The following is a 14,043-nucleotide window of genomic DNA, read 5'->3' on the forward strand; positions in this document are numbered from 1 at the left end:
TGTTATTCCTGCTCTATTTTCTTTTTCGCCCATACATGAATGTATCGACCTAGCGAGAGGTACGGCTCTTGTCTACATAATTGTTGTTCGAGTGCCAGTACATCTTCATATTGGTAGTCACCCATATTTTTCACATTCCCAATATAGTCACTGAATGATCGGATGCCCGATTTTCCACAAATCTCAAATCCTGATTCTTCGATCCATTGATACACTTCTTCAGGTTTTAGCCCTTGCTGAGGCTGGAGCTTAAACCGCTTGCGATGCGGCATGCCCTCCAATACATGGGGAATGTTGCCACAGACAACGTTTTTGTACACCAAGCCATGATGGTTATAGAACATGATTGATGCCATACCACCTGGCCTAACTTGCTCTAACAAATTCTGCAATGCGGGTTTTGGCTCGGCTAACCATTCCATCACCGCGTGAAACAACAACACATCCACTGGCGCACTAAGGTGCGATTGGATGGATTGCACGGGGGAATGTACCAACCGATACTGCTCAAGCAGACCATTTTTGCGGATCTCTTGTTCGGCTAGCTGGAGCATTTCCGAGGATAAATCACACAGCGTGATTTGGTGTCCAAGCTTGGCTATTTTTTGTGACATTTGTGCCAAACCGCCGCCAGCATCAAGCACTTGCAAAGGTTTTGGGTGGTTGCTCAACAAAGCGAGCAGTTGCTCAAGATCTTGCCAAACAATGACTTGACGAATTTCACCTTTGTCAGAGCCGTATATGTTTTTTGCAAATTTGTGGGCAATATCGTCGAAATTCCGGTCTTCAGTCACAGTGGCTTGAGTTATGATAGCGAATCGTGCTGCTATTCTGTCATAGGAATGGCAGGAATAAAGGGGCTTTGTTCCTTTTTATTATCAAGTGGTGTTTTTTCGGACTATTTTGTATATGTTTGAGCTGAAAAAAGTTATTTCCTCATTATTAATGCCTCTTCCGGCAATGCTAATCCTCGGTTTTGTCGGATTAATGCTCATAATGTTCACCGTCAGACGTAAGACTGGCTGTATGTTTGTCCTCTTCTCTTTAGTGGGGATATTTCTTATCTCTTTCCAACCCTTTGCAACGCGCATGTTAATGCCTTTGGAAAGACAATACTCAGCTTTTCTCCCCGTTGATGGCACCATCGATTATGTGATGGTTTTAGGTAGCGGCCACGTAGTGGATGACCAAATCCCGCCGACCTCGGAACTCAGCCGCACTGCGTTGGTACGCTTAAACGAAGGCATACGTGTCATGCGTATGTACCCCGGATCAAAGTTGATTTTATCAGGCTACTCTGGCGGGTCGGAATTTAGCCATGCGCGCATGCTAGCCGTGGTGGCACTCGCGCTTGGAGTGAATAAATCCGATATTATTTTGCTAGAAACAGCTAAAGATACTTGGGAAGAAGCACGACAAGCCGCCGCCTTTGTTCAACAGCGTAGGCTGGTTTTGGTAACGTCAGCCAGTCATATGGAAAGAGCGTTAAAAGAGTTTAATTCTGCAGGTATTGACCCAATACCTGCGCCAACCAATTTCTTAGCGCAAACGAATATTGAGCAACCTTGGGAAAAATACGCTCCTCGAGCACGTTATTTAGAACAAACCGAGCGTTACTGGTATGAAACGTTAGGGCTGCTGTGGCAAGACTTACGTGATTGGGCCTCCGGGCATGGCGATACAGAGTTAGACATCAATAGCAATTAGCAATTGTATTCAACCCAAAACGGAGCCACTTATGTGCTCCGTTTTTCTTGATAATCGCGGCTACAAAAAATCATGGGAATAAAAAGGCACGGCCCAACGCCAATTTTACACACGCGACCACTCAGCTAATCACCAGCGAACATATAACCTTCACCGTGCACAGTCACAAAGATTTGCGGATTCTTGGGATCAAACTCCATCTTCGCCCTCATGCGTCGAATCAGTACATCAATCGTTCGATCGTTAGGTGCATCCACACGATGGCTGATCATATTTAAAATACGTTCACGGCTAAGGACTTGATTCGGATATGACGACAAGGCAACTAATAGCTCATATTCCGCTTTGGTCAGTTTTACGGGCTCACCATTACGGCTCAACGCTCGGCGCTGGATATCGAAGGTCCACTCGCTAAAGCGCACTAAATTCGCATTGTGAGATACACCGCTCTCTTCGTTCAGTTTGTTTTTTGCGGTCGAGATCCGCCACAGCAAGTTTTTCACTCTCACCAGCAACTCGCGCAATTCAAAAGGTTTCGTTACGTAATCATCGGCCCCCATTTCAAGACCAACAATCTTATCAATGCTATCCGTGCGCCCTGTCACTAATATGATGCCAATATCAGATTGGCTGCGTAGCTCACGCGTTAACATTAAACCATCTTCACCGGGTAAATTAATGTCTAGCATAATCAGATCTATCGCGCTGTTTTTCAAAGCATCTCTCATCTGAGTACCGCTTTCCGCTTGCGTTACCATATAACCTTCGCTTTGAAAGTATCCAGCTAGCTTGCTGCGAGTGACTGCATCATCTTCAACTACTAATACGTGATAGCTCATTTACACCACTTTACTCTATAGAAATGTTCAAACCTCGGCTCGAGATTCTGTACAAAGCCATTCTATTCATAAATAGTCATAATTCTAGTCGTATCACTTTTAAAATTAAGAAAGATGAGAGTTTATTGATTCAAAACAACCTTCCAGACATCCATTAACTTAATGAAAAAATCACTCATATTTTTTCATTTTCTTAGCGACTGCTATTCATTTTTATTAGTTACACTTAGATCAATTACTTTTTAAAAACGATTTTCGCAAAACCACCCCCTTGGAGAGCCAATACCATGCAAGACATCAAAGCTTTTAATGAACAGCGTGCCGAGATTTATTGGTGGCTTTCGAGCTTATTTGTGAAAGAACTTTCGGAGCATGAATTAGAGCAATACTATACGCCCGCTATTCGCACATTTCTTTCAGGATTAGCAGAAAACGCGACACTTAAACCTGCCATTGATAAATTAGTTGATGCACTGAACCGATTGCAAGACAAAGAAGACGCACAGCTTGAGCTCGCAGCCGATTTCTGTGATCTTTTTTTAAAATCCAATAAGGAGTCCGCGCTACCCTATGCCTCAATTTACATTGGAAAATCAGGGTTGCTCAATGACGAACCAGCCAGAGCAATGTCGGATTTGATGGCAGCCCATCACATTGCAGTCAACGATACACTCAACGAACCCGCCGACCACATTGCGATTGAACTGGATTTCTTAGGTAACTTGATCATTCGCTCCAATGAGCTTGAACAAGAGACACACCTTGAACAAGCCTTTACGCAGCAGTGTGATTTTATTGAACAACATTTGCTCTCTTGGATCCCACAATTCCATCTTCGCTGCCAACAAATTGATCAATTTGGTTTTTACGGTGCCGCAAGCGAATTGTTGGTCGCGTTTCTTCACTTAGACCGCGACTATTTATCAAACTAATGAGATAACCTAGTTAATACCTATTACTAAATCGGTCAATTGTGACTGTTGACCGATTTATTCGGTGGATTTTTCGTTGCTTGATGGACATTTGCGGACTAGAATCTTGACCGCAAACGATAAAAAATGAATTTAAGATGCAACCGCTGATTAGAGGCGGTTTTTGTGTTTTTACTACTTTTAGGCTTCAATATAACACCGATAGGCCTAATACCGCTGAATTGCTCTTCGTGACTATCACTTTCAGCAGTTATCGACAGGACAGAGAATTTATGGCTACGATTAAAGACGTTGCACGCTTAGCGGGCGTATCAACCACCACGGTATCGCATGTAATCAATAAAACTCGCTTTGTGGCTGAAGCAACCCAAGAACGAGTGATGGAAGCGGTATCAGAGCTTAACTATGCACCAAGTGCAGTCGCTCGCAGCTTAAAATGCAACACCACCCGTACCATTGGTATGTTAGTGACCCAATCGACAAACTTATTTTTTTCTGAGGTTATCGATGGTGTTGAAAGTTACTGCTACCGCCAAGGCTACACACTTATTTTGTGCAATACCGGTGGTATTTACGAGAAGCAACGTGACTACATCCGCATGCTAGCGGAAAAACGTGTCGATGGTATGTTGGTTATGTGCTCGGACCTCACCCAAGAACTGCTTGAGATGCTTGATCGTCATTCAGACATTCCGAAAGTTATCATGGACTGGGGCCCTGAAAGTTCTCAAGCCGATAAAATTATTGATAACTCAGAGGAAGGCGGATATCTCGCGACCAAATACCTTATTGATCATGGCCATACTGACATTGCTTGCTTAAGTGGACACTTCGAAAAAGCGGCGTGCCAAGAGCGTATTCAAGGGTTTAAGCGTGCTCTTGCCGAAGCAAGCCTAACCGTTCATGAAGATTGGATTTTGGAAGGTAACTTCGAGTGTGATACTGCGGTGCTCGCCGCCGACAAGATCGCCGCCATGGACAAGCGCCCAACGGCTGTTTTTTGCTTTAACGATACAATGGCTCTCGGTTTAATGAGTCGCTTGCAACAAAAAGGCATCCGTATTCCTGATGACATGTCTGTTATTGGTTATGACAATATTGAACTTGCTGAATATTTCTCGCCACCGTTAACCACTGTTCACCAGCCAAAACGACGAGTAGGGAAAAACGCCTTTGAAATCCTATTGGAACGCATTAAAGACAAAGAGCATGAACGTCGTGTGTTTGAGATGCATCCCGAGATTGTTGAACGCAACACAGTAAAAAACATAACGAAATAGTGTCATTATTTAAAGCAAGCGACAAATGTCAATTTTATGGATTTTCCTATATTCGAGACAGAACGCCGTATTAAATAATAGTAAATTTGGAATGAGCATCACGCAAATAATAAATAAATGTGATGCTCATCCAAAAATTTATATATTCTTACTATTAGAAGTCACGCACAGGGCAAACCATTTGAAAAGATGGGACGCAAAGCCTCCGGCCTAAACCGACTATTCGGTAGGTAGCGGGGTTGCCGATGGCAAATATGCAAACGTTAAGTTTACCCCTTACTGACACTCTTTCTGCATAAGTTTGCTAATCTCTCGGACCTGATTTTGGTGGCGTTTTTCCCATACACCGAGAATTTACAGCATGGATAAACCAGTACTTAAAGATTCAATGCGACTCTTCGAACAACTTGGACGCGTTAAGTCTCGTTCAATGTTTGGCGGCTTCGGCATTTTTGTCGATGACACCATGTTTGCTTTGGTCGTAAACGATAAACTTCATATTCGCGCAGACGATCTATCAACCTCTCGCTTTAAAGAGCAAGGCTATGAGCCCTATATCTATAAAAAACGTGGTTTCCCTGTCGTCACAAAATACTTCGCATTACCTGACAATTGTTGGGAAAACCCTTCGCTCATTTTACGAGATGCTGCTGTCGCACTTGAAATCGCCAAACAAGAACGAGAAGTTCAAGCCCAAACAAAGCCAGAACGCCTAAAAGATCTCCCGAACCTTCGACTCGCCACCGAACGTATGCTTAAGAAAGCAGGGATAGAATCTGTAACGGATTTGCATACAAAGGGGGCTTTGGAAGCCTATAAAGCGATTCAGCAAACCCATTCTTCTTCAATCAGTCTTGAATTGCTATGGGCCCTTGAAGGTGCTATTGAAGGCAAGCATTGGTCGGTTATCCCACAATCTCGACGCGATGAATTAGCTAAAAGCCTTTAACTTCAGAGTAAATAAATCTCTCGATTAAATAATCAAATACGCTCGCATCACCATGCGGGCGTTTTTTTAATCCCGTTTTGAAATATAAATTCGACTTCCTCTGTCTTCTTCACTATATCTAGTAAAATATGTCGTTTTGAGGAATACCATGAATAAAAAACTTCTCTTAGGCTTGGCTTTATTTGCCTTTATTATCTTTTTGATTGTAAATTTTGGCCACTATCTAACGTTAGATAATGCCAAAGCACAGCAAATGCTATTAAACGAATACATTAGCCAAAACGTGATCAGCGCTGCTTTGATCTATTTCTCACTCTATATTGTGCTCACCGCTTTCTCTATCCCAGGAGCGGCGGTCGTCACGTTACTGGGCGCTGCGCTGTTTGGTTTTTGGACTAGCTTACTGCTTGTCTCCTTTGCCAGCACCATAGGCGCAACTATCGCCTTTTTGAGTAGCCGTTTCTTACTGCGTGAATGGATTCAAACAAAATTTGGTCAAAAGCTGCAAACGATTAATCAAGGCGTTGCAAAAGATGGGGCATTTTATCTATTCTCACTGCGCTTAATTCCGGTTTTCCCTTTTTTCTTGATTAATTTATTAATGGGCCTAACACCCATATCAACCGCTCGCTTTTACCTGATTAGCCAACTCGGTATGTTGCCCGGCACTGCCGTTTATCTGAATGCTGGTACTCAACTAGCTGAAATTGAAAGCTTATCCGGTATTGTATCTCCTTCGGTTTTGCTTTCATTTGCTCTATTAGGTCTTTTCCCTATTCTCACCAAGTGGATTATGGCCAGATTGAACAAAAACCCAACTTCCGCCTGAAGTGAATAATGATGAAAATTTGTGTTTCAAACCACCCGATAGAGGCATATATAGTTTGTCAGTATTTACAGCAATTCAATATTCGCTGTGAAGTGAGAGGCGATAACTTATACGGCTTAGGTGGGGAGCTCCCTTTTTCAGAAGAAACCTTGCCCTATATATGGCTGTTGGATGAAACTCAAATTGCCGAGGCTCAAGCACAATTATTGGCCTATCAGATAGAAGAGATAAACGAAGAACCTAACTGGGTTTGTGGACAGTGCAACGAGGAAAATGGGCCGCAGTTTGCAGCCTGCTGGTACTGCGGTTGTTTAGATTCAGACTAACGAGTCTGATGCTGGCGGATGAACTCAATTGAGTGGTGGTTAAACATCTCAGATTGTTCAACATTACACACGTGGCCGCAATCTGGGATCTCTAATAACACACTTTGTCTATGCATTGCCACCATGTCTTTAACGGGTTGAATGAACATATAGTCTCTCTCTCCCATAAGATAAAGAGTGGGAATGGGCAGCTCTTTCTCTTTGAAGCATTTCATCAGAGGATTGACTTCGGAAGTCAGCATAAACCAGCGTTTAAACTCTTTTTGGCACAGCTTCTTCGCTTCTCGAATAAAAAGATGCCGTGACTCTTTTTGGTTGCGTTGTGGCATCACAATGTAAGCAAACAGACGATAAAGCCACATGTAAGGAATGATGTGTTTACTCAAATTACCCAACTTTACGAGCACTTGAGAGCGCACATTCAAACGGGTTATCGCTCCCCCCAAAACCATAGAGCAAACTCGCCCAGTCGCCATTTCAGCAAGATTACGCACAATAATGGTGCCGAGTGACATTCCAACAAAATGAGCAGACTGAATTTTCAAATGATCGAGCACTTTGAGAATATCAAGAGTGACGGATTTAAACGTGTAACGATTTGCCATCAACTCTTTAAACAGTTGGTTTGACTTGCCATGACCTCGTAAATCAACTAATAACAGGTTGAAATGCTCACGGTACGCTTTGATTTGCTTAAACCAGATGGATGAACTTCCACCTGCACCATGCACAAAAACAACCCATTCATCACTGGTGGGATGCAGGTAGGTCTTATGGAAAAGTAGGCTATGAGACATACAAAACCGTTAATCAGCTTCAATTTGAGAAACGCAAGACTACCACAAAACGGGGGCTGAATAGCAAAAAATCATGCGGGCTCGTTCGGCTAAACAAGTAAGGCGCCAAAGCGCCTTACTTGTTATAAAAACATCAGTCATGAAACGCGAGATGATACATCTTGATGTACTCTTTCGCTGAATCCTGCCAGCTAAAATTTTGTCGCATCGCCCTCTGCTGAACCTCCAACATAGTTTCGGGATGTTGAAGATAAAACAGCATCGCTCGCTGCATTGCAATAAGCAGTGCTTCTGGAGAAGGATCATGAAAACCAAAGCCGGTCGCTTCTTCAGGAAACTTATCATAATCACGTACGGTGTCTTTTAAACCACCAACTTCACGAACGATGGGCAGCGTGCCATAAGCCATGCTGTAGATCTGATTCAAACCGCAAGCTTCAAATTCTGAAGGCATTAAGAAGAAATCAGAACCGGCTTCAACCAAATGTGCAAAACGATTGCTATAAGCTTCAACAAACGCAAATTTATCAGCATGCTTCGCCGCCATTTTATGTAGCTGAACAGCAACTTCAGGCTCTCCTGTGCCAACAATAATGAGCTGGGCATCATTGCGTAAGAACGACTCTAGTATAGGTAAAATATAGTGGAAACCTTTTTGGTGGGTGAGTCGACAAACCATCCCAAACAAAGGCAAGTCACGCTGAGGTAATTGCAGCTCCTCTTGCAACATACGCTTACTCGCCCGTTTGCCCGCTTGAAGTGATTCAGCTTCATCACAGTAGCCAAGAGGAAGAAATTCATCGTTTTGTGGATCCCACTCGCTATAATCACACCCATTAACGATGCCGTGCAAATCTCTAGCTCGATGAACAAAATCATCTACTAACCCATGAGAGCCAAGCGGTGTTAGCAGCTCGGAAGCATAATTAGGGCTAACGGCATTGATTTTGTCAGCAAAGGCAATCCCTGCTCTTAGCATACTGACGTGATCGTGTCCGTAGCGTAAAAATTCCATGCCAGATAAGTTCAATTCTGGGATGATCTCTAATTGATGATAAGAAAAAATACCTTTAAAAATCGCGTTGTGAACGGTCAATACGCTTTTCATATCAGAAAAATAAGCGTCATGCTGGTAACGCGTTTTCAACAAAAATGGAACCAACCCTGTATGCCAATCATTTGCATGGATAATCTGTGGTTTTTTACCGAGCTTAGGTAAAACATCTAGGCTAGCTGCTGAAAAGAAACCAAAACGCTCACCATTATCAGCGTACGCTTGGTTATTTTCACCATACATTTGTGCTCGGCCAAAATATTGTTCACATTCAATTAAGTACACGGCCACTCCATCTAGCTCCATCTGGCGGACCAGATATGCAGTATGAGGCCAATGGGTAAGCTCAGTTTCTAGCACAACAGGAGCATCTGAAATGCCCAATATAGAACGATAAGCAGGTAGCACAATAGCTACCTGATGACCTAACTCTTGCAGTGCTTTAGGCAGTGCTTTGGCCACATCGGCCAAACCACCACTTTTGATCAAACCTTGAGCTTCTGAAACGGTAAACCAAACATCGATTTTTTCCATTCTAGAATCCAACTTTTGTTCCTTTTGCGATAACAACGATGCCCTCATCAGAAACATGGAAACGTTGTCTATCGAGTTCTAAATCTTCACCAATGATAGTACCTGGTGCTATTTCGACATTTTTATCAATAATCGTACGCTTAATTGTACATCCTTCGCCAATTTTAACATCACCGAGGATCACGGATTCACTCACTAAAGTGTTGGCTCCGATGTTACTGCGGTAGCCTAGTACCGATTTATAAATTTTCGCACCTTGAATGTAGCTTCCGCCGGAGATCAAGCTGTCGGTGATCTGTACTTTACGATCGTGTGAATCAACAAAGGTTGCAGGTGGCAACGGTGGATAATAAGTGTGGAGAGGCCAGCTACGGTTATACAACGAGAAATCGGCATCATGCTCTAATAGATCCATGTGCGCTGCCCAGTAGGCCTCAATCGTACCAACATCACGCCAGTAAGTTGTGTCTTTTTCGCCTTTGATTTTATTGGTTGAAAAATCATAGACATAAACCTCTCCTTCTGGGAAAAGTTTAGGAATAATATCTTTGCCAAAATCATGGCTGGAGTGATTATCTTCAGCATCACGACGCAGTTCTGCACAGAGTTTATCTGTATCGAATATGTAGTTACCCATAGAAACAAGTGCAAGGTCTGGGTGCCCAGGGATCGCTTTAGGGTTGCAAGGTTTTTCTTCAAAACCGACCATTTTTCCGGCTTCATCAACTTCAATCACACCAAACTGAGACGCTTCTTTCAGCGGCATTCTCAGCGCAGAAACGGTCAGTTTTGCGTCTACACGTTTATGGAAATCGAGCATCTGGCGGATGTCCATTTTATAGATATGATCAGAGCCAAAAATACATACTTGGTCGGGGGTAGAGAGTTCAATAAAACGAATGTTCTGGTAGATAGCATCCGCAGTACCTTCGTACCAGCGCTTGCCATCACGCATCTGTGCGGGGATTGAATCGATAAACCGATCAGTGATACCCGAAAGGTTCCAGCCTTTCTTCATATGTAAATACAACGATTGTGATTTAAATTGTGTAAGCACGTAGATACGCATCAAATCCGCGTTTACAAAATTATTCAAAGCAAAATCGATTAAACGATAACTGCCACCAAATGGCACTGCAGGTTTACTACGAGATTCCGTTAAAGGCATCAAGCGCGAGCCTTCGCCACCAGCAAGGATCATTCCTAAAACACCAGCCATTTTAATTCTCCTTATTTCATTCTTATATTTGCATTCCATACCTTAATTTACAGGGGATGTATGGATGCTATCCTTATTGACCACTTGCAGTGGGCTGTATGAAACTCCCTCACCACCCTAAATGCAATTGGTTGTTTATACGTTATCGAATTAAAGAAATAATACAATTTTAAATACGCTGTTCTGACTTGTCTGAACCCTTTAGTTTGCTAACTCCTAACCTAGCTCACATTTACAGCTCGGTGTAACATATAAACATAACAATGTATTAACTAATCATTTTTATTCACTTTATTGATGCATTCTTAATTTTATATACACTCTCTTTTTATTAAAAATACAACGAATTTATGACGCTATGTTTACTAGGTTAAAGACATAAATATTAATTACACCAAATAGCTCCATTTTAGTTGTTGAACCGACTGAACAATTCACAACATGCTGGTGTAATAGGGCTATCTCCTGTGCACAAGACTCTGAACATCCGACACCCCGCCCGCTCACGGATAGTTAATCAATACTGCCTTACACATGGAATGTCAAAATATTGGCGACACATTTTCCATGAATAGTATGAATAGTTGAACTTGCTCAAACTCCAGCCAAAAAAAAAGTAGCCCGAAGGCTACCTTTTCGCATTGATCACATTAAAGGCTATTTTTTAGCGTTTTTACGCTTATCGGTAATTTCCCACCGCCCATTATCGTACAACGCCGTCCAACCTGAGGGTTTACCATCTATCTCAGTGCGGACATAGTGTTCTTTTGACTTACGACTAAAGCGTACAACCGCCGCCACACCATCAGGATCATGTGCAGGCGCATCAGCTAAGTATTGATACTTTGGTGCTAGGCGCTCTTTGAAACGAGCCAATTCTTCAACCAATGGCGCACGTGTCTCACGAGATTTCGGGAAATTGCTCGCTGCAAGAAACAGACCTGAAGCGCCATCACGCAGTACAAAATACGCATCCGAGTTTTCACAAGGCAATTCTGGGAAATGGATAGGATCTTCTTTTGGTGGAGCAACTTCGCCGCTTCTTAAGATCTTACGCGTATTTTTACAGTCATCGCTGGTGCAATCCATGTACTTACCAAAACGGCCATTTTTCAGCACCATGTTTGACCCACACTTGTCACACTCGACAACTGGGCCATCATAGCCTTTAACTTTAAACTCACCGAATTCTACAACGTAACCTTCGCAGTTCGGATTGTTCCCGCACACATGCATTTTACGTGTGTCATCGATTAGGTACGCATCCATCGCCGTTTCACAGATAGGACAACGTTTTTTAGCGCGCAGTGCAGCTGTTTCAACATCTTCTTCCAAGACATTGATGACGCCTTCTTCGTCACCTAGGTTAATGGTGGTTTTACAACGCTCTTTAGGTGGTAGTGCATAACCAGAACAACCGAGGAACACCCCTGTAGAGGCTGTACGAATTCCCATTGGACGTGAACATGTCGGACATTGAATGTCGGTCATCACGATGTGGTTGGGTTTCATACCACCTTGTTCTTCATCCAGTTCAGCCGTTTCTAAATCTGCAGTGAAATCTTTAAAGAAATCGTCCAAGACTCCTTTCCAATTTGCAGATCCTGCTGCAATTTGGTCCAGCTTTTCTTCCATTCGCGCGGTGAAGTCATAGTTCATCAAGTCATTGAAACTGTCATCCAGACGATCGGTGACGATTTCACCCATTTTCTCAGCATAAAAACGTCGCTGATCCACTTTCACATAGCCGCGATCTTGAATGGTAGAGATGATAGAAGCATACGTCGATGGTCGGCCTATACCACGCTTTTCAAGCTCTTTTACCAGCGCAGCTTCCGTATAACGTGCCGGTGGCTTAGTGAAATGTTGTTTTGGATCTAACGTTTGCAATAACAACGTTTCGCCCACTTTCACTGGAGGTAAAATTTGGTCTTCATTCTTACCCATTGGACGTTGAACTCGTGTCCAACCATCAAATTTAAGGATGCGACCTTTAGCCTTAAGGGTAAATTCTGCCGCTTTCACGCTCACAGTGGTCGAATCGTATTGAGCTGGCGTCATTTGGCAAGCAACAAACTGATTCCAGATTAGCGCGTATAGCTTATGAGCATCCGCTTCCATACCTTGTAAATCATCGGCTTTAACATCCACACTGGATGGACGAATCGCTTCGTGCGCTTCTTGAGCGCCCTGCTTACTTCCATAAGCTAACGGATTCTCAGGTAAGTAGGCTTGTCCAAACTCACTACCAATATAGCTGCGAACCGCTTCAACCGCTTCAGCACTTAAGTTGGTTGAATCGGTACGCATATAAGTGATGTAACCTGCCTCATACAAGCGCTGAGCTAGCATCATCGTTTTCTTCACTCCGTAACCCAAGCGAGTACTGGCTGCTTGCTGTAACGTCGAGGTGATAAAAGGAGCGGAAGGTTTACTGCTGGTTGGGCGGTCTTCACGTTTACACACTTCGTAAGAAGCTTTTTCTAAAATCGAAACCGCTGATTTAGCTTCCGCTTCGTTGACAGGTTTAAACGCTACATCATTTTTTTGCGCAACCAACAGACGGAAATCCGTTTTATCTTGCGTTTTCGTATCAGCATGGATATCCCAGAACTCTTCAGGGACAAACGCGTTAATTTCACGCTCACGCTCAACAAGTAATTTCACCGCCACCGATTGGACGCGACCCGCAGACAAGCCACGCGCCACTTTTTTCCAAAGTAATGGAGAGACCATAAAACCCACCACACGGTCCATGAAACGACGCGCTTGTTGGGCGTTTACACCGTCGATATTCAATTCACCCGGTGTTTGGAAGGCTTGTTGGATTGCATTTTTAGTAATTTCGTTAAATACAACTCGTTTGTATCGCTGTTCATCGCCACCGATGATCTCACGAAGGTGCCAAGCGATGGCCTCTCCTTCGCGGTCCAAATCGGTTGCGAGATAAATGCAGTCGGCATCTTTGGCAAGCTTTTGCAATTCCGCCACTACTTTTTCTTTACCCGGCAAAATTTGGTAATTCGCTTCCCAGCCGTGATAAGGGTCGATGCCCATCTTCTTAATTAACGAACTGCGGTCTTTCTCGCTTTTCAAGCGTGCTTTCTCTTCAGCGCTAAGGTTCTTTGAAGAAGAACTAGGCGTTGCTTTTTTAGCGGTACTTTGACCTGCGGTTGGAAGATCACGAACATGCCCTACGCTCGACTTAACAATAAAATCTTTACCAAGATATTTATTGATCGTTTTAGCCTTGGCTGGCGATTCCACTATAACGAGTGATTTACCCATAATTGACTCAAATGCCCTTAATCATTACGCGAAAGTAAATCGCATGACGTTCTAAATTATTGCTTCTTTTTTTACTATCGAGCCAGTTAACAAGAAGATCAACATGTTTTTTAAAAATAAAATTCAACCACTCAATAATTGGTCAAAATGCAACCAGAGCTCAGTGGCCTATTCTCCGCCAGCCTTCCAACCTAAATTGAGAAGTTTAAAATCGAATCCTGTAGTACTTGTGAGCTTGACTTTCATTGCTGCAGCACTCTACTAAACGTGCTTTGGCGCTCATACTAAA

General features: G+C 43.2%; 12 protein-coding genes and 1 riboswitch. Of the genes, 6 read left to right on the top strand and 6 right to left on the bottom strand.

The annotated features are described in order from the left end of the window. Window positions 1–2: 2 nt before the first annotated feature. Window positions 3–794: a tRNA uridine 5-oxyacetic acid(34) methyltransferase CmoM gene (gene cmoM, locus AACV12_RS07115; RefSeq protein WP_017044660.1), complete on the bottom strand. Its 792-nt coding sequence runs from the start codon at window positions 792–794 to the stop codon at window positions 3–5. Between the two features lie 88 nt (window positions 795–882). On the opposite strand from cmoM, the gene elyC reads away from it, so the two are divergent. Next, on the top strand, window positions 883–1,707 hold the full coding sequence (gene elyC, locus AACV12_RS07120; RefSeq protein ID WP_013857069.1) for an envelope biogenesis factor ElyC: 825 nt from the start codon (window positions 883–885) through the stop codon (window positions 1,705–1,707). A 125-nt stretch (window positions 1,708–1,832) separates the two neighbouring features. Here the strand turns inward: elyC and torR are convergent, their stop codons facing one another. After that, window positions 1,833–2,546 carry a two-component system response regulator TorR gene (gene torR / locus AACV12_RS07125; protein WP_013857070.1) on the bottom strand — a complete coding sequence of 238 codons (714 nt, stop codon included), beginning with the start codon at window positions 2,544–2,546 and terminating at the stop codon, window positions 1,833–1,835. 287 nt (window positions 2,547–2,833) lie between these two features. Here torR and torD point away from each other — a divergent pair, with 287 nt between their 5' ends. The 5 genes from torD to AACV12_RS07150 all read left to right on the top strand — a co-directional run bounded on the left by torD (window position 2,834) and on the right by AACV12_RS07150 (window position 6,862). After that, complete coding sequence (torD, locus tag AACV12_RS07130; protein WP_017044658.1) at window positions 2,834–3,478, top strand: molecular chaperone TorD; 645 nt, start codon at window positions 2,834–2,836, stop codon at window positions 3,476–3,478. A 272-nt stretch (window positions 3,479–3,750) separates the two neighbouring features. Then, entirely contained in the window at window positions 3,751–4,758 is a 1,008-nt protein-coding gene (purR, locus tag AACV12_RS07135; RefSeq protein WP_026028025.1) for an HTH-type transcriptional repressor PurR, read from the top strand. A gap of 161 nt (window positions 4,759–4,919) precedes the next feature. Next, window positions 4,920–5,005, top strand: a riboswitch (cyclic di-GMP riboswitch). A 114-nt stretch (window positions 5,006–5,119) separates the two neighbouring features. Continuing rightward, the gene (locus tag AACV12_RS07140; protein WP_013857073.1) at window positions 5,120–5,707 is read left to right on the top strand and encodes a TfoX/Sxy family DNA transformation protein; all 588 of its coding nucleotides are present in this window, start codon (window positions 5,120–5,122) and stop codon (window positions 5,705–5,707) included. Between the two features lie 148 nt (window positions 5,708–5,855). Further along, window positions 5,856–6,536, top strand: coding sequence for a TVP38/TMEM64 family protein (locus tag AACV12_RS07145; protein ID WP_094129361.1), 681 nt, complete (start codon window positions 5,856–5,858; stop codon window positions 6,534–6,536). Between the two features lie 8 nt (window positions 6,537–6,544). After that, window positions 6,545–6,862, top strand: coding sequence for a putative signal transducing protein (locus AACV12_RS07150; protein WP_013857075.1), 318 nt, complete (start codon window positions 6,545–6,547; stop codon window positions 6,860–6,862). Here AACV12_RS07150 and AACV12_RS07155 read toward each other — a convergent pair. The 4 genes from AACV12_RS07155 to topA all read right to left on the bottom strand — a co-directional run bounded on the left by AACV12_RS07155 (window position 6,859) and on the right by topA (window position 13,754). Further along, window positions 6,859–7,659 (bottom strand): alpha/beta fold hydrolase, encoded by an 801-nt coding sequence (locus AACV12_RS07155; protein WP_017049877.1) that lies wholly within the window; start codon window positions 7,657–7,659, stop codon window positions 6,859–6,861. The genes AACV12_RS07150 and AACV12_RS07155 overlap by 4 nt on opposite strands. Window positions 7,660–7,792: 133 nt before the next feature. Next, window positions 7,793–9,247 carry a glycogen synthase GlgA gene (gene glgA / locus AACV12_RS07160; protein WP_094147381.1) on the bottom strand — a complete coding sequence of 485 codons (1,455 nt, stop codon included), beginning with the start codon at window positions 9,245–9,247 and terminating at the stop codon, window positions 7,793–7,795. Window position 9,248: 1 nt separating this feature from the next. Then, on the bottom strand, window positions 9,249–10,466 hold the full coding sequence (gene glgC / locus AACV12_RS07165; RefSeq protein WP_013857078.1) for a glucose-1-phosphate adenylyltransferase: 1,218 nt from the start codon (window positions 10,464–10,466) through the stop codon (window positions 9,249–9,251). Window positions 10,467–11,123: 657 nt separating this feature from the next. Continuing rightward, window positions 11,124–13,754 carry a type I DNA topoisomerase gene (topA, locus tag AACV12_RS07170; protein WP_017044653.1) on the bottom strand — a complete coding sequence of 877 codons (2,631 nt, stop codon included), beginning with the start codon at window positions 13,752–13,754 and terminating at the stop codon, window positions 11,124–11,126. Between the last annotated feature and the right edge of the window lie 289 nt (window positions 13,755–14,043).

Origin of the sequence: Vibrio sp. 2-2(8), from assembly GCF_963888495.1 — a bacterium.
In the GTDB taxonomy this organism is placed as follows: Bacteria; Pseudomonadota; Gammaproteobacteria; order Enterobacterales; family Vibrionaceae; genus Vibrio; species Vibrio anguillarum.

What these genes read in the sequence shown, in the direction of transcription:
- torR (WP_013857070.1), bottom strand. Translation starts at nt 2,546, where the DNA reads ATGAGCTATCACGTATTAGTAGTTGAAGATGATGCAGTCACTCGCAGC.
- torD (WP_017044658.1), top strand. Translation starts at nt 2,834, where the DNA reads ATGCAAGACATCAAAGCTTTTAATGAACAGCGTGCCGAGATTTATTGG.
- purR (WP_026028025.1), top strand. Translation starts at nt 3,751, where the DNA reads ATGGCTACGATTAAAGACGTTGCACGCTTAGCGGGCGTATCAACCACC.
- AACV12_RS07140 (WP_013857073.1), top strand. Translation starts at nt 5,120, where the DNA reads ATGGATAAACCAGTACTTAAAGATTCAATGCGACTCTTCGAACAACTT.
- AACV12_RS07145 (WP_094129361.1), top strand. Translation starts at nt 5,856, where the DNA reads ATGAATAAAAAACTTCTCTTAGGCTTGGCTTTATTTGCCTTTATTATC.
- AACV12_RS07150 (WP_013857075.1), top strand. Translation starts at nt 6,545, where the DNA reads ATGATGAAAATTTGTGTTTCAAACCACCCGATAGAGGCATATATAGTT.
- AACV12_RS07155 (WP_017049877.1), bottom strand. Translation starts at nt 7,659, where the DNA reads ATGTCTCATAGCCTACTTTTCCATAAGACCTACCTGCATCCCACCAGT.
- glgA (WP_094147381.1), bottom strand. Translation starts at nt 9,247, where the DNA reads ATGGAAAAAATCGATGTTTGGTTTACCGTTTCAGAAGCTCAAGGTTTG.
- glgC (WP_013857078.1), bottom strand. Translation starts at nt 10,466, where the DNA reads ATGGCTGGTGTTTTAGGAATGATCCTTGCTGGTGGCGAAGGCTCGCGC.
- topA (WP_017044653.1), bottom strand. Translation starts at nt 13,754, where the DNA reads ATGGGTAAATCACTCGTTATAGTGGAATCGCCAGCCAAGGCTAAAACG.